The following is an 18595-nucleotide window of genomic DNA, read 5'->3' as shown; positions in this document are numbered from 1 at the left end:
CGTTTATTGGATAATGGCACCCTAGATGTCCGGCTGTCGCTGCGGACCACCGACCGGAAGGCAGCGCGCAACAAGGGGGCGGCGCTCACGGCGGTGACGCCGAGGGTGCTGGAGATGCTCGACAGGCGGGCCAGGCAGAAGACCGATATCACCGAGCAGGAGCTCCAGGCGATCGCCAAGGCGATGTACGAGGAGCGGCTGGCGGAGGTCTGCACCCTGCAGCGATCGACGCCATACGACGTCGAGAACCACTCGGCCGCCAATCTGGCGTTCGTCGACTATTTCGAGCGGCTGAAGAACCAGGGCGGTCGCATGTCCTTCCTGCCAGCCGAAGAGCGAAAGTTGCAGGCGGAGGGCTGGAGCGCGCAGCGGATCGCCGACCTGCGCAGGATCATCGCCATGCGGGAGGAGCAAGGGGCCGACCCGATCCGGCAGGACGAGATCGATCGCCATCTTGCCGCCGCCGGTTTCGCGGTCGATGACCGGCTGCGCTGGATGCTGGAGCTAGCCCTTTATCCGGCCTACCGCGACGCCTATGCCGCCGCAGAGGCGCAGCTTCGAGGTGCGGCAATGCCCGGGACGGTGGCGCCTGGCAGTTCGCCCACGCCTGCACCGGCGCAGCCGTCGCCTTTGCCGGTCGCAGGCGTTCATCCGGCGCCGGTCGGTGCCGCGCCAGCGGTGCCGGACGACTGGCTGCATTGCACCCCGGTCGAGGCAGCGGAGCGGATGATCGCCACGACGCCCCGCCTGCTGGAGCATCGCAAGGGCGGCAAGCGCGAGAAGGATAGCGTCGGCGAACAGACGCTGCGCCAGATTCGCTGGGCTGCCGTGCTGCTGCAAAAGTCGTTGCCGCCCGGCACGCCGATGTGGCGGGTTACCAAGGCGGACATCGTCAAGCTCGACAAATGGTTCGATCAGCTCTCCGTCAACTATGGCAAGGCGGCTGGCGACCACGACCTTGGGCAGAGCCTGGAACAGGCGGCAGCCGTTTTCGCCGATCGGGTCGAGACGGGCGATGTGCCCATGGATCAGATCGGCTTGTCCACCGGCACCGCCAACAAGCATTTCAACAAGCTGGGCCAGATCCACAGCTTCACGCGCAAGGCAGTGGCCATCGCCGAGCCGATCGACTTTGGTGAGTTCACGGCCCCGATCGACAAGGACGAACGCGAGGCGCGGCTGCGCTATACACGTGAGCAGGGTGAGGCGATCTTCCGCCTGCCGCCATGGACCGGCTGCGTCGACGTCGAGGAGCGACTGAAGACCGGCCCCAAGGTCATCCACGATGGCCTGTTCTATCTGCTGCTGCTCGTCTGGTACACCGGCGCGCGGCGCGAGGAATTGGCCAAGCTCATGCTCGACGATGTCGAGGAGCGGCATGGCATCGACTATCTGCTGATCCGCCCCACCATCACCGGGCGGATCAAGAACAAGTCCGCCCGGCGCGTAATCGTCATTGCCGATGAGCTGATCCGGCTCGGCTTCCTCCGCTATGTCGAGGCGATGCGCGCGGCCGGCGAGACGCTGCTGTTCCCCGAGTTCGTGCCCGGCGGCGATACCAAGCGGAAGCTGGGCGACGTCTTCTACAAGCTGTGGTGGATCTATATCGCGCCGAGCGTGCCCGACCGGAAGCGCGGTCAGGCGATGCACTCCGCCCGCCATACCGTGTCGGACGAGTTGAAGGACCAAGAGGTCTTCATTGAGTTCCGCAACGATCTGCTCGGCCACAAGGGGACGGGTGGCGAAGGCATGACCCGCTATCCGGGGCGCGCCTCGCTCGAGAAGCTCAAGGCCACGGTGGCGAAGATCCCGATCGTGACGGGCCATCTGCCAGACCAGCGGACCATCCGCCTCCTGCCGCAGAAACTGCGGCAGGCGCGCCCGACGCGCGCGAAAGGGGGCCGCGCATGACGCGCCCCGAGCCAGCCCGGCGGGCTGGGCAGAACAGAAGAACGAGGGTGCGCACCCAGGTGAGAAGGAGCACGCGCTCCGGCTCTCGCCTGCGCCCTGAAGAGGGAGGAAATAAGGTAGCAGGATCGGTGGTGTATGACACCACCGGCCGCGCAGCGGGGCCTGCTCCGCGCCGAAGGCTTGTCGCAGGAGAAACGGCGTGAGCCAGAATGACGCGGGCCGAGCTCCTCGGAAGGCGCGCGGCAAGCGTCCGCCGAGGAAGGATTCCGGCAACCGCATCGTCTTCCGGGTGACTGCCGAGGAGCGGCAGCGCTTGGTCAGCGAGGCCGGCGAAGTGGGAATTTCCACCTACGTTCGCGCCCGTCTGTTCGGTGGCGGCGTGCGCAATCGTGATGCCCTGCGCAAGATCGCCGCGCTGCACGTCGCGGGTCGCCGCATCCAGCAGCTGGCCGAGACGCACGATGTCGACGAGTTCGTGATCGCCACGACGCTGGGCGACGTTTGCACCGCGATCCTGGGGTTGGTCGACGAATTGGACGATGTGGTGGATGGCGATGAAAAGGCCGACACCCCGTGATCGTGAAACGCATCCCGGCGCGCCCGGCCGGGCGCAATGCGACCACGGAGCGGGCGAGGCATGCCCGCAACCTCGTTGACTATCTCCGGCAGCCCGAGAAGCAGAGCGAGGAGAAGGATTATCAGGTCGCTTATATGCTGCGCGAGAAGCTCGGCGGCACGAAAGGCGAGCGCCTGTTCCATATCGGTGGTCGCAACTTTGTCAGCACCGCCATCGAGGGGCAACGCGCCGAGATGATCGCCGTCGCGCAGGCGGCAACCCGCAGTCCCAATCCTATCGACCACTGGCTGCTGAGTTGGCGTGAGGGCGAGTTGCCGACGCGCGCCGAGATCGACGAAGCGGTCGGCATGTTCCTCGAGCATCTCGGCGTCAGCGACCAGCCGTGCATCTATGCTTGCCATGGCGACACCGACAATCGTCACGTCCATATCGCGCTCAACCGCTATGATCCGCTTGCCCGGCGGATGATCGAGATCAACGACGGCTTCACGCTCGAGGCAGCGCATCAGGCGGTTGCCCTGATCGTCGATCGGTTCGGCTGGCAGGCCGAAGCCGATGCTCGCTATCAGGTGGTCGATGGTCGGGTGGTGATGAGTGCCGGGGCAGCGGCGCGCGTCGATGCGGATCGGAAATCGATCCCGCAGAAGGCCGCGGCGTTCGAAACCCGGACGGGCTATCGTTCCGCGCACCGCATCGCCCAGGAGGAAGCCGTGCCCCTGATCCGGGCGGCGCGATCGTGGGAAGCGTTGCATCGCTCGCTCGCCGAGGTTGGTATCAGCTATGATACCATCGGGACGAACGGCGTCATCCTGTCGGTTGGAAACGAGAAGGTACGAGCATCGGCCGTCGATCGGTCGATCACCCGCGTGCGCTTGGAAAAGCGCCTTGGAGACTTCGTCCCGCGGGCGGCCGCTGTGGAAATCGCGGCCCGTGACGCGAAGAGGGATCGGCTAGCTAAGGCCTTCAGGGCTGATGAATATCGCGGCGAGCTCGAACGGTGGAAAAGGTGGCAGAAAGCCAAGCGCGACGCCGCATCGTCAGAGCATACCACCGATCGTGCACGCGCAGCTGCCCTCGCCAGGCAAAAGGCGCCCAAACGGCCCGCTCCCAATTTGGAAAGCTGGTATTATGAGCAGGGGGAAGGTGCCTTGGCCGAAGCGTGGCGTCATCGCCATAGCGCAAGGGCGTTCCCCAGTTTCGGAGTGGGGAGCGGCAAGCGCCCGACCGACCTGCCGTCGATCGATGGATTTCATGCCTATCCCTGCTCGGACGGCGTCCGCTACGCCCGGAAAGCCGATGGTCCCACAGCCTTCCTCGACAGGGGTGAGACAATCGACGTGATCGCACGGGACGAGGCGGCCATGCTCGCGGCGTTTCGTCTTGCCGTTCAAAAATCGGACGGCCGGGTGATCGTGGCCGGCGATCGCGAATTCCGCGAGCGGACTTTCGCCATGGCCGTCAGATATCGCCTCGCCGATGCACTGGCGGACCCCGATCTGGCGCAGCGGTGGCGTGCGCTTCAGCCGTCGCTCCCGCAACCGGATCATGCTCTCGGGCGAGTTGTCCCACCGGCCGCTGCTGCGGTTGCTCCATCGCCATCGCCCGTCCCGACGAATCATCAGGTTCAAGTCTCAAAGCATGAGGTGCCCGAAAGCTCGGTCGAGGCTGTTCCGGCGGCATCACCATCGGCAAACGTGATCACGCGACCAATGCCCCAAGCGAAGTCACCCGCGGTGCCTGAACCTGAGCCGCACGCGAAGGTGCCTCGTCATGCTCTCACCGGACGAGCGACCCCACCGCTCGCCGCTGCGGTCGGTCGATCGCCGTCGCTCGCCCCGACTGCTCGTCAGGTCGAGGGTGCGAACGATGCGGGGCCGCCTAGCTCGGCCGAGGCCGTTCCTCCGGCATCAGCAGCGGTGAACGTGGTCAAACGACCAATGCCTGTTGCGAGACAAACGGCGATACCCGAACCCGTGCCGCATACGACGGTGCTTCCACCGACATCGACCGCGCCTGACTTCGCGCTGCCCGTCGTGGACCAAAGCAAACGGCGAAAAGCGCGTGATGCGAACCCGCCCCGCCTGAGCAAAGGGCCGAGCGATATAGACTTTCCCCCCGGTTTCCCGCCTCATGGGCGAGGGGCCGGGCGCTAGGCGAGCGCCGGAAGCACAAGGAGAGAAGCAGGAGTGCGCCTTGGCGGCTGTACCGTCAGGGTGAAAAAGAAGGCGACGCGTGTGCAGCCCACGCTGCCGGAGTGACAAAGACAATGAAGACCAAGAATGCGGCCGTGGTACCGTGGCACAGCCCGGCCGAGGTCATGGACATGATCTATGACGTGCGCGAACCCGGCTGTGAGGCCGTCGGCTATGCGCTGCTGCGTCCGCGATCCCGGCAGAGCGTCAACCACGTCATGGCGGTGTTCGGCAGCAAGCTGGCACCGTTCAAACCGGAAGCCGATGCGCCGCGAACACCGTGCGGTCTCCCCGTCACGGCCCGTGACCATCGGCTGATCCTGGCGCAGGGGGCACCCGATACGCCGCTGTTGCGGCTGTTGGAGGATTACGATGCGAACGTCCGGCCGCATCAGCGGCTGCTCGCCGCGATCCTGACCATCAAAGGCGAGTATGACATGCCTTCGCATGACCTGCTCGACATGGCGTCGGCCTATGCGGCTGTTCATCTGGCCGGCGGTCGTCGCCTGTCGACGATGGCAGTGCTGCACGTGCCTGGTGACGGACTCAGCACCGCCCGGCAGCATGTCCACCTCTGCGTGTTGGCGCGGCAGCACCTGCCGAGCGGATGGGCCGGTGAGCATCCCGATCTCGTGGACACGGCCCATCAACTCTGGGCGGACGAGATCAGCGCCTTCCGCACGGGCTGGAGCAGGATCACGGCGGCGGCCTGAGCGGTACGGGGCGGCATCGGCCGCCCCGTAAGCTACAGGGTCAGCGGTCGCCCATCACGTCGGTCCAGCTCAAATCGAACCGCGCCAGATATTTGCGCAGGCGATCGGCGTCGTTGGTCGAGGTGCGCTGGCGGCGAGAGGCGGCGAACAGGGTTCGTCCGGCGTCGGACAAGGAGCGGCTCTCGCGACAGGTGTCCACCACATGGGCCAACTGGACCCGATCGAACGGGTCCAGCGCCTCCAACTGCTCCGGCGACATCAGTCCGGCCAGTGCATCGGGCGCGTCCGCCCCGCTCGTCCATAGGCGCTTGAGCCGTGCGATCTCGGTGGTGACGCAGTCGACGTTGATCCGTCCCGACGGACTGAAGGTCGCCATGCGGGTGACGCTGGCGGCGAGGTCGCGGAAGTTGCCCGGCCAGCGCGCCTCGGCACTGGTCGCGAAGCGGAGATAACGGTCGCGCGCTTCCTTGTTAAAGGTGATGCGGTCGCCCTCGCGCTCGGCGTGGCGGTCGAGTTCATAGTCGAGATTGGGCGCGATATCCTCGCGGCGCTCGGCAAGGCCGGGCAGGGCGAAGGTCCAGAGATTGAGCCGCGCATACAGGTCGTCGCGGAACGTCCCCGCCGCCACGCAGGCGGCAAGATCGCGGTTGGTGCCGGCGATCAGTTGGAAGTCGCTATCGACCTCGCGATCGGCGCCCACCGGCAAGAAGCGCTTGTCCTCGATGGCGCGCAGGATCATCGCCTGTTCGTCGAGGCCAAGTTCGCCGATCTCGTCGAGAAACAATACGCCGGTGTCGGCGGTGCGCAGCAGCCCGGCGCGATCCGCGGCGGCGCCGGTGAAGGCGCCCTTGCGGTGGCCGAACAGGGCCGACATCGCGCTGTCACCCTTCAGCGTCGCGCAGTTCACCTCGACCAGCGGCCCCTTCACTTGCCGCTTAACCCGCTTCAGTTCGTAGATGCGCCGGGCGAGCTGGCTCTTACCAGCGCCGGTCGGACCCATCAGCAGCAAGGGCGCGCAGCTGCGGACCGCGACCTGCTCGATCTCGTCGATCATCGCGTTGAAGGCGGCGTTGCGGGTGTCGATGCCCGATTTCAGGAAGCTAGTGCTCTCGGCGCTGTCGGCAGCGAAGCGCGTTGCGATGCTGTCGTAGCGCGACAGGTCGAGGTCGATGATGTTCCACGTCCCCGCCGCGCCGCCAGACCCACGGGCAGGCTGTGTCTGAAGCAGGCGACCCGGCAGATAATGCGCCTCGGTGAGCAGGAACAGGCAGATCTGCGCGACGTGCGTACCGGTCGTGATGTGGACGAGATAGTCTTCCGCATCGGGATCAAACGGATAGGCCCGCGCGAAGTCGAGCAGCTTTCCATAGACCTCCTCGAAGTCCCACGGGTCGGCGAAGTCCATCACCTGCATCTCGACCCGCGTTTCCGGCGACACGGAGGCGATGTCGAGCGCCACGAATGCGGCAAGGCGCGCATGCTGGGTCCCGTGGATCAGGACGAGCCGGTCGATCCGTAGGTCTTCGTGCATGGTGAGGCCGACCGTCGGCCGCCATCGGCTCCAGCGCCCGGTGTCGAATTTGCTCGCGTCGAGTGTCGAGCCGAGAAAACCGATAGCGACAGTGGGCTTCATGGCGATACGATAGGATAAATTACGATCCCTGTCGATCGTGACCGCGTCAGGTGTAAGTCAATCCGCTTAGTATCGGACTTTTGAGAAAAGCGTGAATTGTGAGATGGATAGGCCAAGTCTTCGACCGCCTGACGGCTTTTGGCACGCTTCTCGCGAAGCAGCATTCGTCGGGTCGCATGGCATTGAACGGTCCGACACGCGGCAGAGGCGGCCGGAATAGGCCGGCCGCCTCACAGGTAAGTCCGAGGAGTTAGACAATGACCGCCATCGCTTACGAATACACCGACGTTCCCGGCGGCGTGCCGATCAAGGCCTGGACGCGGGGCGTTCCGGTCGAGGACGGCGCGCGGGCGCAATTGGCGCGGGCGGCGCAGATGCCGTTCATTTTCAAGCATGTTGCAGCGATGCCTGACGTCCATGTCGGTATCGGCGCGACGGTGGGTTCGGTGATCCCGACCAAGGGCGCGGTCATTCCGGCGGCGGTCGGTGTCGATATCGGCTGCGGCATGATGGCGGCGCGCACCTCGCTGATGGCGAGCGATCTGCCCGACCATCTTGAGGGCGTCCGCTCGGCGATCGAGCAGGCGGTGCCGCACGGCCGCAGCGTCGGCCGGGGCAAGCGCGACAATGGGAGTTGGGGCTCGCCGCCGCCCGCGATCGTCTCGGCCTGGGCGACTCTCGTCCAGCGCTTCGACCGGATCTGCGAGAAGCACCCGCGGCTCAAGAACACGAACAACCTCGTGCATCTGGGGACGCTGGGCACCGGCAACCACTTTATCGAGCTGTGCCTCGACGAAGAGGCGCGGGTGTGGGTGATGCTGCACTCCGGTTCGCGCGGCGTCGGCAACGCGATCGGCACCTTCTTCATCGAACTGGCCAAGCAGGACATGCGCAAATGGCACCTGAACCTGCCCGATGAGGACCTCGCCTATTTCCCGGAGGGGACCGACCATTTCGACGATTATGTCGAGGCGGTCGGCTGGGCGCAGGATTATGCGGCGCTCAACCGGCGGATGATGATGATCAACGTCATCGCCGCGCTGCGCAAGGTCATCGCCAAGCCGTTCGAGGCAGAGTTGGAGGCGGTCAATTGCCACCACAATTACGTCACGCGCGAAAACCACTTCGGCGAGAACGTGCTGGTGACCCGCAAAGGCGCGGTGCGCGCGGCGAAGGGGGTGATGGGGATCATCCCCGGATCGATGGGCGCCAAGTCGTTCATCGTCCGTGGGCTCGGCAACCCGGATTCGTTCGATAGCTGCAGCCACGGCGCGGGCCGGGTGATGAGCCGAACGGCCGCCAAGAAGCTGGTGACGCTGGACGAGCATATCGCCGATACGGCGGGCGTCGAATGCCGCAAGGACGAGGGCGTGATCGACGAGACGCCCAAGGCTTATAAGCCGATCGAAGCCGTGATGGCCGCCCAGGCCGATCTGGTGGAGATCGTCCACACGTTGAAACAGGTGGTGTGCGTCAAAGGGTGAAGCGGGAGATAGCGACAGGCCGGGCGCCTGCTGCCCCGCTTCACCGGCCGCCAAGGCGGCCGTGAACGACGCACACCATTGGTCAGAGTGAATATCATGATCGAGATTGATGGAGCGGAAGGAGAGGGCGGGGGACAGGTTGTACGCAATGCGTGCGCGCTGTCGCTTGTTACCGGGGAGCCGGTCCGCATCACCAACGTCCGCGCCAAGCGATCGAAGCCGGGACTGATGCGTCAGCATGTCACCGCGATCGAGGCGGCCTGCGCGATCGGCAGCGCGACGTGCGAGGGGCTGGTCGTCGGGGCGTCCGACCTGACCTTCCGTCCCGGCCGGGTAAAGGCTGGCGATTATCGCTTTTCGGTCGGAACGGCGGGATCGACGGGGCTGGTGTTGCAGACGGTGCTGATGCCGCTGCTGCTCGCCGACGCCCCGTCGCGGCTGGTGCTGGAGGGCGGGACCCACAACATGCTGGCCCCGCCGTTCGAGTTCATCGAGCGCTGCTTCCTGCCGATCGTCCGGCGGATGGGCGGGCAGGTCGAGGCGCGGCTGGTCCGGCATGGTTTCTATCCGCGTGGCGGTGGGCGGATCGAGGTGGATATCGCCCCCGGCCCGCTCCGGCCGGTCGAGTGCATGGCGCGGGGCGAGGCGTTCGGCGTGTCGGCCTGCGCCTTGTTCGCCGGGTTGCCCATGTCGATTGCCGAGCGCGAGATCGCCGTTGTCCGCAAGGCGTTCGGCTGGTCGGAGCGCGAATGCTTCATGCGGGAATTGCCGGTCGATCAGGGGCCGGGCAACATCCTGCTACTGGAGGCGAAATTCGAACATGTCACCGAGATTGTCAGTGGTTTCGCGCAATTGGGCGTGACGGCGGAGCGGGTCGCGAAGACGGCGGTCGGGCGGATGCGCGGCTATCTGGCGTGTGACGCCTTTGCCGGGCCGTATCTCGCCGACCAGTTGCTGTTGCCGATGGCTCTGGGGGGCGGCGGCGTGTTCACGACCGTCAAGCCGAGCGAGCATGCCCGCACGGCAGCGGCGGTGATCGAGCGCTTCACCGGGCGGCGTACCCGGTTCGAGCAGCAGGCGGGAGGGGCGCATGCCGTGACGATCGCCTGACGGATTGCGAGCGTAACGACTTTCTGCTATCAACCCTGCCAGCCCGTACCAACCGGCGGGCCATACGGAGACATGCTGTGTTCGACCTTGCCGCCTATTGCGGTGCACGGGTCGGCGGTCTTCGGCCTTTCGCGTAAACGTCCCACGACGTTGGCGGCGGGCCGGCATCCGCCCCCGCCGCACCTCACCCTTTCGACAGGAATGACGTCGACGCGCGCGCTTGCGCCGTCGGCCTGAGAGACTCGTGGATACGACATGGACGAACTGGATATCGTTCGGGGCCTGATGCTCCGGACGGCGGGCGCGTTGCCCGCCACGGCACCGCTCGCCAAGGCGCTGCTGGAATGGGCGGAGCCGCATCGGCCCTGGCTGCTGCCCGATATGGAAGGCGAATGGAACTGGGAAGGCTTACTCGCCGGTCTGGCTGCTCCGGGTGGGGAACCGGTGCGGGCGGAGGCGCTAGAACTCGCAGGCACGCTGGCGCGGTTGCTGGGATTGTCGCCCGTCGATGCGGCCCTGCTGCGGCTGATGGTCGCGTGCGACCGACTGCCGCGCGTCGGTGCCCTGGCGCGGTTGCTCAGCCGTCACGGGCATGACCTGCCGCAACTCCTCGGCGAGATGGCCGGGGCGGGTGCGGAGGACGCGGACCGCGCGGCGCGGCGGGGTGCGGTCACGCGGATGGGTCTGGCCTGCTTTACAGCAACCCGTGAGGGTGAGGCCGATGTCGAAATCCGCTGGACCTTGCAGCGTCTGCTCGACCGGGCTCCGGCAAGCGAAGAGGCGATGCTCGATACGCTGGTCGGTCGGCGGCAAGCGGCCACGCTGGAGCTCGACGCCTTTGCGCATGTCGAGCCGATCGACTTTCTCGTCCGCCTGCTGCGCGGTGCGCTGGGCGAGGCGGCGGCGGGCGTCAACATCCTGATCTACGGACCGCCCGGCACCGGCAAGACCGAACTTGCGCGTACGCTGGCGGCGGCGGCAGGCGCGGTGCTTCACGGCGTCGGCGAGGCGGACGAGGACGGCGAGGAACCCGGCCGGTGGGACCGCGTCGCAGCACTGGCGCTAGCGCAACGTTTGCTTGGCGGGCGCGGGTCGGCAGTGCTGCTGTTCGACGAGATGGAGGACCTGATCGGCGATGCCAGCCCGTCCGCGGGCGGCGACTGGTTCAGCCGGCGTGAGGGCAGCAAGGTCTTCGTCAACCGGCTGCTGGAGGCCAATCCGGTGCCGGTGATCTGGACGACCAACGCAATCGGCAATGTCGATGCGGCGATCCTGCGGCGGATGAGCTTCGTGCTGCGGCTCGATCTGCCGTCGCGGGCGGCGGCAGCGGCGATGCTCGACCGGGTGGCGCGGGAGGAGCAGGTGACGCCCGGTCCGGGCTTTTCCACCCTGCTCGACGCCGCGCCGGAAGCGGCGACCGTCCTGCGTATGGCCGCGCGTGCGGGCAAGCTGGCGGGCGAGACGGATGGCGGCACCGTCGCAGCCGAGGCGCTGGTGCGGGCGTTACGCGGTGGCACGCTGCCGCCGCCCGGCCCGGCGGCGTTCGACCTCGACCTGTTCGAGACCGATCGACCAGTCGATCGCCTGTTCGCGACCATGGCAGATGGCGGGGCAAGCGACGTGTCGCTGCTACTGACGGGCCCGCCGGGCACCGGCAAGACCGCCTTCGCGCATCATCTGGCACGGGCGCTCGACCGGCCGCTGCTGGTCAAGCGAGCGTCCGACCTGTTGTCCAAATGGGTCGGCGAGACCGAGGCGCAGATCGCCGACGCCTTTGCCGAGGCGCGGCGGCGGGAGGCTGTGCTGTTGTTCGACGAGGCGGACTCGCTGCTGTTCGACCGCAGTACGGCGCGAACCAGTTGGGAAGTGGGACAGGTCAACGAACTGCTGACGTGGCTCGACCTGCATCCGTTGCCGGTCGTCGCGGCGACGAACCATGAGGCGGGGCTGGACCCGGCGACATTGCGGCGGTTCGTCTTTAAACTCCGGCTGAAACCGCTCGGGGCAGAGCGTGCCGCCGCCGCCTTCCTGCGTTTTTTCGGAGAGCCCGCCCCGACATGCCTTGGCATGGTAGAGGGGCTGACGCCCGGCGACTTCGCGGTGGTCGCGCGCCAGTTGCGTCACTGGCCAGCGGCGGATGCGCTGGAACTGGTTGAACGGCTGCGCGCGGAGGTCGCCGTGAAACCTGGCCAATCAGTGCGACTTGGCTTTTGAACAGATGGACGGGGTGGCCGCTGCCACCCCGTTCGATCGTCAGAACGCGGCCCGGTCGGTCTTGGGCGCCCGCGCCAGCACGGCCGCCTCGAACGCCTGCTTGAGGCGGCGATCGGCATCGGTGCCCGCTTCCAGGATGATGGAATTGGTGCCCATGGCGGTGTTGCCCCGCAGCGTCGGCCATGCCGTATCGAGCTCGCCACTGGTATAGGTCATGCCGCAGATCTTCACCGCCTGCGGCGCGCACCAGTGCCAAGTCAGCCCCTGATCTTTCGCCGCATCGGGCTTGCCGTATCTGGCGGAGAGCTGTGCCTTCATCGCGGCTTCGCCCATCGCGGTGCCCGGGATGGTCACCTCGACGCGCGACACGCTGTCGCCGTCGGATGCTTGCGCGAATTGGATGTCGGCGCGCTCTTGGTGTGGCCCCATGGCGATGATTGCGGCGATCCCGGCATAGGTGGGATTGGGTGCCGCCAGGCCTTTACGGTTTGCGACCTCGACCGCGACGCGCTGAGAGAAGGACGCAGTTTTGCGCGTCTCGGTCACCCTGTATCCGGCCTGTTGCAGGGCGGCCTTCACCTGCTGCGGCGTGTCGCCGAGCCGGATGCCGGCCACGTCCATGGTCGCCGGATCGGCGGCATAGGCGGGCGCGGCGAAGGTGAGCAGTCCGGCTGCAACCGCTGCGAATATCATTCTATCGTACATGACTATGTCCTTGTGGTGATGCTGGATCAGCGGAGGGTCAGGCTGAGAAAGCCGGCGGTGTCTTGCGCGCCAGCGACGTGCCCGGCGTCGAAGGCATGCGCGACGCCGAGCCGCAGCGAGGAGGTTGGTGACAACGCGGCTGACCAGCCGAGCTCGACGTCCATCTCGCGCGCGGTTGGCGTCAGATCGACACTGGTAAGGCGGGTGGCGAGCGCGCCGGTCATCAGATCATAGGCGACTGGCGCCTCGACCACCGCGCGGGCACGTTCGAGCCGGAGCGGTGATGATAGACCAAGCGTGACGGTACCGCCGCCGAGGCGATGCGCGGCGTCGAGCGCGAAGGCGGTGCCGGTCATCCGGCCAATAAAGCGCAGCAGGTCCGATCCGCCATCGACCCGAGTAATGGCGGCCGTTGCCCTTGCCGATAGCAGCACCCCTGCAACGGTTCGGCTGGCGGTCAGTGTGGCCAGCGTCGTCCGGCTACCCGAGAGAGCAAAGCCAGCCGGCCCGCGCAGGCCCAGCACCTGACCGCGCTCGGTCAGGTCCGACAGCTCAACCCCAAGCCCCAACGGCGTCGCGAGAGTGAAGCTGTGCAAAGCAGAGCGGCCGTCACGCGACGCGCCGGAAGCAAAGCCTGCCGACCAGCCGACTCCGCTCCATGACGATGACATGCCGATCGGCGCTGCGACGACACCGCGCAAGGCAGAACCTGCGATACCTGCGCCTTGCCCGACCGCGACGTTGGCGCTGAAGCTGACGGTCTGGCCTGCGGCAGGCGAGAAGGCGAAGGTGGCCGGGCGGTTGGACCGCGCTGCGGCCCATGGTCCGGTGGCGGCGGAGGTGAAACCGAACTTCGCGTCGTTGGCCGTGGTGGCCAGCCAAGGCGGATCGATCGTCCCCAGCATCGCGCCCGCCAGCAACCCCGAACCCCGGTTGCGTGGTCCGCCGGTGCCAGTCATCGCGAAGTCGCGGCCATAGCGGTCGAACACCGTCATCCGGGTGACGGCGTCGGACAACTGCCCACCGCCACCGTATGGGCCGGAGAGGCTGAGCGAGGAATAGCGCGCCAGCACCATGTCGGCGGCGGCGAAAGCACTGGTGGGCGCCTGCGCCTTCATCGCCGCCTCGATGTTGAGCAACCCAGCGCCGAAGATTTGGTCGGCACCCTTGTCGCCAAGGTCGGTCGCGGTATCGAGCAGGATGCGCGAGATCGCCTTGCCGCCGAGCCGCGGCCAGTATTGCTTGAGCAGCGCGGCGGCGCCCGCGATGGCCGGCGCGGCGAAGCTATTGCCGGTGACCGTGGTGATTTGCCCGTCCTTGCCGACGACGCTGACGTCCACCGCCACGACCGCCAGCGTGCGGTCGGCGAGATCGCCGGGCAGGCCATTGCCGCTCGGCGGTCGCAGCGCACTGTCGACACGGATGCCGAACAGGAAGTTGCCCTTGTTTTGCAGATCGCCGCCAACGAGATTGCGGGTGATGGTGCCGGGTGCGGCGCTCTTGTCGTCGACGAAGTTGGAGACGGACTGGACGAGCAGCCGGTCGGCTTTGACGACGCCGTCCATGGCGGTGCGTTGGTCGGTCGCCACCTGACCGGCTGCCTCGCCGTTCACGCTCAGCGAGATGACAAACGCGCCTTTCTCCACCGCATAGGTGATGGCCGGGGCGATAGCCATCGGATTGGCGCCATCGGCCTCCTTAATGACGGAAGTGGCGGTGACGTTCTCGAGATTCGGTGCGGCGATCTTGAGCGCGAGCAGCGTCGCGTCATAGGCGACGCCGTGCATGCCGTTCCCATTCCTGGCTGCCAGCGCGACCGAGGCGACTTCGGTGCCATGGCCTTGCACATCGTCGAGCGGGAAGGTCACCGTCTCCGGTGCACAGGTCGCGCAACGCGCGATCTTATTCTCGAACGTTTTGCTGTCGGGCGAGATGCGGCCGGCGAACTCGGCGCTGCTGGTGGCGATGCCGGTGTCGATGACCGCGATGGTCACGCCCTTGCCGGTGATGCCCTTATCATAGGCATAGGCGGCTTTCGCACCGACCACGGCGGCGGACGCTTTGTACTCGGCGCTATCCGCAGCGCTGGGCGGCGGGGTCGGTGTGGGAGACGGCGTTGGTGTCGGGCTCGGCGTCGGCGTGGGTGCAGGCGTCGGCAATGAACCGGACGAAGCGACGCCACCGCCCCCGCCGCCACAGGCAGCGAGCAGCATGGCCGCCGAAATCACCGATGGTGTTTGAAATGCTTTCCGCCACTGGCGGCTGTGTCCCGCAACCATACGCACCCCCGTGTCGGGCGATGCATCCGGCTTCCCCAGCCGGCGGCACCGCCCCGTGAAACGAGGCGATGCCGGCCCGAAAGCCGGGAGTTGAGAACTCGCTATAAGACGAGCGCGCACGCCTTTAGATTCCCGGAGGAACCCTGGACATACGCGTGCGCCCCCCGGCCGAAACTGGTTCGGGCCGGGCATTCGGCTACTTATAGCGAGGTTCTCACGCCTCGGTCCGCCTGCTGACGAACGGGGCTGGTGTAGGCCAGACCGGTTAACGAACCAAGTCCTGCCGTGCAGGAATGACATTCGGGTTTCTGCAACATGCGGCAAGCTTGGCCGCTTTTGCCTGAACAATATGACATATTTCGAAATGCTTACCCTCTCCAGCAGCGACAATCTGCTGGAGGAAAGAAAATGAAGCGCCGCTTGCCCCTCGTGTTCCGCGTGAGCGCCGTCGTGCTGCTGACCGCCCTGGTTGCCGGGCAATGGTGGCAACGTCAGCCCGCCGGCAGCATCGCCGGCTGGGTGCCGGCCATGGCCGAAGTCTATTGCCCGGCCGCCGTGATCCATCGCTCCGGCACCATCGCGGGCAGCGCCCGCACGCTCGATAGCTGGGCCTATGCCGTCATCGGCAACGCTGTTTTCCGCGATGGCCGCGACCGCTGTCGCGCAAGGAAGGGAAGATCGGCCGGAGCCGAGCGAAGCCCTGACGAGAGATGAAAATCGAAGGGGCCTCACCCAGACCAACCGGTCTGGGGATCACGCTTGTCCTGCAAAGGCTCGGTCACCCCATGATCCATGACACGCTCTCGACCGCATCGGTCGCACTGATGCACTATGTCCTCGCAGCCCTCGGCTGCGACGAACCCGCGCCGCTTTTCGGCAACTCCGGCCTGCCCGGGGCGGTCGAATGCCTCGACCATAACGTCATCATCGCGATGACCCCCGTTACCGAGCCGCTGTTCGATCAGGCGCTGCTGCGCTGCGCCGCGACGCGCAGGCGGGACACGATGTTGATCAAGCACGGTTTTCACCCCGAGACGATCGACCCCGTTCGCGTCGACGTAGCGCTGCGCTCGATTACCGGCCCGCTGCTGCTCACCGACCTCAACTTTTTTCGCGACCGTGATCAGGGCCTGCATCTGGTTCCGGCTCGTGGCGGGCTGTCGGTGAAGCTCGGCCGTCACGGGGTCGAGATCGGCACCCGGTTGCCCTGGAACTGCCTGTGGGACCGCGCTGCCGGGCTGGAGTGCGCCGCCGCTCAGATCGTGCGCGCCTGCCGCAGCGAGAACCAGGGTTGAGATGAACGACATGATCAACGGCCCCGATGCGGGGATGAAATAAGGAGATAGAATGATGACCGCCACGACCTTCGAAGCCGCCGTCACCCGCGCGATCGTGCAGCTGCTGCTCGGTAGCCGCAAGCTCAAGCCCGGCGTCGTCATCACCGGTGGCGATCCGCTCGGGATCGAGGACCAGATCGAGATGGGCCGCCATGCCGTGGAAACCGGTTCCGATCTGCTGCACCTCGAATTTCGCAACCGTTTGACCCCGGCGCTGACCGGCATCGCGCGGTTCCTGCCGCGCGATGGCCGCTGCCACATCCAGAGCGGTTGCCGCCTGTGGGTGTCGAAGGCGGGCAACCGGGGTCTTATCCTGCCGCAGGCCCATGTGCGCGGCCATTTCCGCCTCGCACCGCGTGAGATCGTGCACATCGACGGCAAGCCCGCCGACGATCTGAGCGAGGGCGTGGAACGCGCCAGCGCATGGCTCACTCGGCAGGTCATGCGGCCGGGCGTCCAATATGACGACGCGCAGTGCACACTGCGGGCGCAAGCCGCCTGATCAATCGGACGAGGGTCTATCACCCTATACGGACGAGCCGGGCAATTCGGACACCTGCCAATACAATTGTTACCTTCGTGTCCGAATATGCCACCCTGTCCGTATAGGGTATGAGGAGGCCGCCATCTCGCCGACAGATCCAACGCCGATCACAGATGATGTCGACGACGATTCTTATCTATCGATCGACGAGGTGCGCGAACGCCTGCGGGCGTTGACCACGGATCAGTACCGGCGTCTTGCCGTGCGATCACAATATCTTGTCCGCGATCAGCGGCTGCTCGCCGCCGATCTTCGCCAGGAGGCGATCTGCCGAGCGCTCGATGGTCGCCGCAAGTGCCGCGAGAGCTGGGACATCGTCGCGTTCCTCAATGGGGTCATGCGCAGCATGATCCGTGATGACTATCGCGCCGAGGCCGAAGGGCGAGCCCTGGTCCTGTACGATGACCTCGACGCGGCCAGCTTGGATAACGACGTGGCCTCGTTCGAACAGATGACGCATGATCCGATCGACGCTCGACGCACGATCTCGGGCATCCGGGAGGCGCTTCGTTCCGACCCACGATTGCTCGCGTTGCTTGATGCCGTCCTCGCCGGAAAACGCGGCGAGGAGCTACAGACCCAGTTCGGGGTCGACGAGAATGGGCTTGCGGCCCTTCGTAAGAGAATGAACCGCGCGATCGGTCGCGCCGGCAAAGGAAAGACGGTGTCATGACCGACGAAGACGAACTCGCCCGGCTGCAACTGCTGGATGATTTCCTCGAGGACGGCGAACCCGACCTCGACGACTGGCACGCCGAGCTCGAAGCCGCCGAACTGAAGGTGAAGAAGGCGCGGCTTCATGAAATCCGCGCGCTGCTCGACCGTGACGGCGGCGCGTCCGTCGTATCGATCGATCGCGCCCGGCTCCGTGCTGAGTTGCAGAAAGCGATGGCGAGCGACATCGACACGCCGCTGACCCTGGCCGCACGCGGCACCCATCCCGACAACTGGGACGCGCTGATCGACGATCTGGCCGAACTCGAACGGATGGATGCCGACCAGCTGAAATGACGAGCCTGTCGCCGGCGGAACGGCTGCTCCTGGATCTCGGCATCACCGAAGCGCATGAAATCGACGTCGAGGTGATCGCCTGGTCCGTTGGCGCGCGGGTGCGCTATCGCCCCCTACTGCAGGGGGATGCACGCATTATTGGACTGGGTGACCGGGCGATCATCACGGTCGACGATAGAGCAAGCCGCGTGCGACAACGCTTTTCGGTCGCGCATGAGCTTGGTCATTGGCACCATCATCGCGGGCAGCGGCTGATCTGTCATGATGCGTCGGGGAATGCGCAAGCTCACACCTGCGAGCGGGAGGCCGATCGTTACGCCGCGGATGTGCTGATGCCGCGCTTCATGCTTGGGCCGTGGATGGCAGAAGCGCCGATGTCGATCGAGTTGGTGAATGGCGTTGCTCGGCTATTTCAGGTGAGCAGATTGGCAGCAGCGCTGCGACTGGCCGACCTCCACGCTGGCCGGTTCGCCCTTATCGTCGATGAGCCGGATGGGCGCCGCTGGTTCAGGCGATCGGCCGCTCTGCCCAAAGGGTGGCGTTTGCGGCTTGATGTCCCAATGGACGACCAAGGCGGCGAACCCGAATCCCAACCTAAACGGTGGTCGGCGCCTGCGTACCGTTATTTTCTTGGTCGAAACCGAAGCGGCATCCAGCTCCATTGCGAAAAGCTTCATGCTGCCTCAGGGCAAAGGCTGACCCTTATCACTGCCCCTGTGTGACGGCAGCTGGCCGCCGTCTGAAAAGCCCAGCCTGCTGCAATCACTGGTGGGAAGCAGCACGGCAGCTTTCGGCACCTGAACCGACTCAGCCGCCGTTCATTCACCGATCGCCTCACGGCGGCTACGAGCCCCAATTTCGCTTATCCCCGGTCGTGCTGCTCGA

General features: G+C 66.1%; 16 protein-coding genes. 13 read left to right on the top strand and 3 right to left on the bottom strand.

Annotated elements, in window-relative coordinates:
* Positions 1-6: 6 nt before the first annotated feature.
* The 4 genes from RF701_RS05310 (at position 7) to RF701_RS05295 (ending at position 5393) form a co-directional block, all read left to right on the top strand.
* Entirely contained in the window at positions 7-1911 is a 1905-nt protein-coding gene (locus RF701_RS05310) for a hypothetical protein (protein WP_308814334.1), read from the top strand.
* A gap of 199 nt (positions 1912-2110) precedes the next feature.
* On the top strand, positions 2111-2488 hold the full coding sequence (locus RF701_RS05305; RefSeq protein ID WP_294321712.1) for a hypothetical protein: 378 nt from the start codon (positions 2111-2113) through the stop codon (positions 2486-2488).
* Positions 2485-4641, top strand: coding sequence for a relaxase/mobilization nuclease domain-containing protein (locus RF701_RS05300; RefSeq protein WP_308814333.1), 2157 nt, complete (start codon positions 2485-2487; stop codon positions 4639-4641). Before RF701_RS05305 ends, RF701_RS05300 begins: the two co-directional genes overlap by 4 nt.
* Positions 4642-4754: 113 nt before the next feature.
* On the top strand, positions 4755-5393 hold the full coding sequence (locus RF701_RS05295) for a hypothetical protein (protein ID WP_308814332.1): 639 nt from the start codon (positions 4755-4757) through the stop codon (positions 5391-5393).
* A 40-nt stretch (positions 5394-5433) separates the two neighbouring features.
* Here the strand turns inward: RF701_RS05295 and rtcR are convergent, their stop codons facing one another.
* A complete protein-coding gene (gene rtcR / locus RF701_RS05290) occupies positions 5434-7026 on the bottom strand; it encodes an RNA repair transcriptional activator RtcR (protein ID WP_308814331.1) in 1593 nt (530 codons plus the stop codon).
* Between the two features lie 257 nt (positions 7027-7283).
* On the opposite strand from rtcR, the gene RF701_RS05285 reads away from it, so the two are divergent.
* The 3 genes from RF701_RS05285 (at position 7284) to RF701_RS05275 (ending at position 11834) form a co-directional block, all read left to right on the top strand.
* The gene (locus tag RF701_RS05285; protein WP_308814330.1) at positions 7284-8510 is read left to right on the top strand and encodes an RtcB family protein; all 1227 of its coding nucleotides are present in this window, start codon (positions 7284-7286) and stop codon (positions 8508-8510) included.
* 96 nt (positions 8511-8606) lie between these two features.
* Entirely contained in the window at positions 8607-9620 is a 1014-nt protein-coding gene (gene rtcA, locus RF701_RS05280) for an RNA 3'-terminal phosphate cyclase (protein WP_308814329.1), read from the top strand.
* A gap of 255 nt (positions 9621-9875) precedes the next feature.
* Positions 9876-11834: an AAA family ATPase gene (locus RF701_RS05275; RefSeq protein WP_308814328.1), complete on the top strand. Its 1959-nt coding sequence runs from the start codon at positions 9876-9878 to the stop codon at positions 11832-11834.
* Between the two features lie 39 nt (positions 11835-11873).
* Here the strand turns inward: RF701_RS05275 and RF701_RS05270 are convergent, their stop codons facing one another.
* Both RF701_RS05270 and RF701_RS05265 read right to left on the bottom strand, forming a co-directional pair.
* Positions 11874-12539, bottom strand: a complete 666-nt coding sequence (locus tag RF701_RS05270) for a hypothetical protein (protein WP_308814327.1) — start codon at positions 12537-12539, stop codon at positions 11874-11876.
* A 26-nt stretch (positions 12540-12565) separates the two neighbouring features.
* Positions 12566-14752 (bottom strand): S8 family serine peptidase, encoded by a 2187-nt coding sequence (locus tag RF701_RS05265; protein ID WP_308814326.1) that lies wholly within the window; start codon positions 14750-14752, stop codon positions 12566-12568.
* Positions 14753-15226: 474 nt separating this feature from the next.
* On the opposite strand from RF701_RS05265, the gene RF701_RS05260 reads away from it, so the two are divergent.
* The 6 genes from RF701_RS05260 (at position 15227) to RF701_RS05235 (ending at position 18432) form a co-directional block, all read left to right on the top strand.
* Complete coding sequence (locus RF701_RS05260; protein WP_308814325.1) at positions 15227-15532, top strand: hypothetical protein; 306 nt, start codon at positions 15227-15229, stop codon at positions 15530-15532.
* 71 nt (positions 15533-15603) lie between these two features.
* Positions 15604-16113, top strand: coding sequence for a hypothetical protein (locus RF701_RS05255; RefSeq protein ID WP_308814324.1), 510 nt, complete (start codon positions 15604-15606; stop codon positions 16111-16113).
* A 55-nt stretch (positions 16114-16168) separates the two neighbouring features.
* Positions 16169-16657, top strand: a complete 489-nt coding sequence (locus RF701_RS05250) for a hypothetical protein (RefSeq protein WP_308814323.1) — start codon at positions 16169-16171, stop codon at positions 16655-16657.
* A complete protein-coding gene (locus RF701_RS05245) occupies positions 16617-17372 on the top strand; it encodes a hypothetical protein (RefSeq protein ID WP_308814322.1) in 756 nt (251 codons plus the stop codon). The genes RF701_RS05250 and RF701_RS05245 overlap by 41 nt, the downstream gene beginning before the upstream one ends.
* Complete coding sequence (locus RF701_RS05240) at positions 17369-17710, top strand: hypothetical protein (protein WP_308814321.1); 342 nt, start codon at positions 17369-17371, stop codon at positions 17708-17710. Before RF701_RS05245 ends, RF701_RS05240 begins: the two co-directional genes overlap by 4 nt.
* A complete protein-coding gene (locus RF701_RS05235; protein WP_308814320.1) occupies positions 17707-18432 on the top strand; it encodes an ImmA/IrrE family metallo-endopeptidase in 726 nt (241 codons plus the stop codon). The genes RF701_RS05240 and RF701_RS05235 overlap by 4 nt, the downstream gene beginning before the upstream one ends.
* Positions 18433-18595 lie beyond the last annotated feature (163 nt).

Origin of the sequence: Sphingomonas sp. GV3 (assembly GCF_031082075.1) — a bacterium.
In the GTDB taxonomy this organism is placed as follows: Bacteria; Pseudomonadota; Alphaproteobacteria; order Sphingomonadales; family Sphingomonadaceae; genus Sphingomonas; species Sphingomonas beigongshangi.
This window is presented reverse-complemented; position numbering and strand designations above follow the sequence as displayed.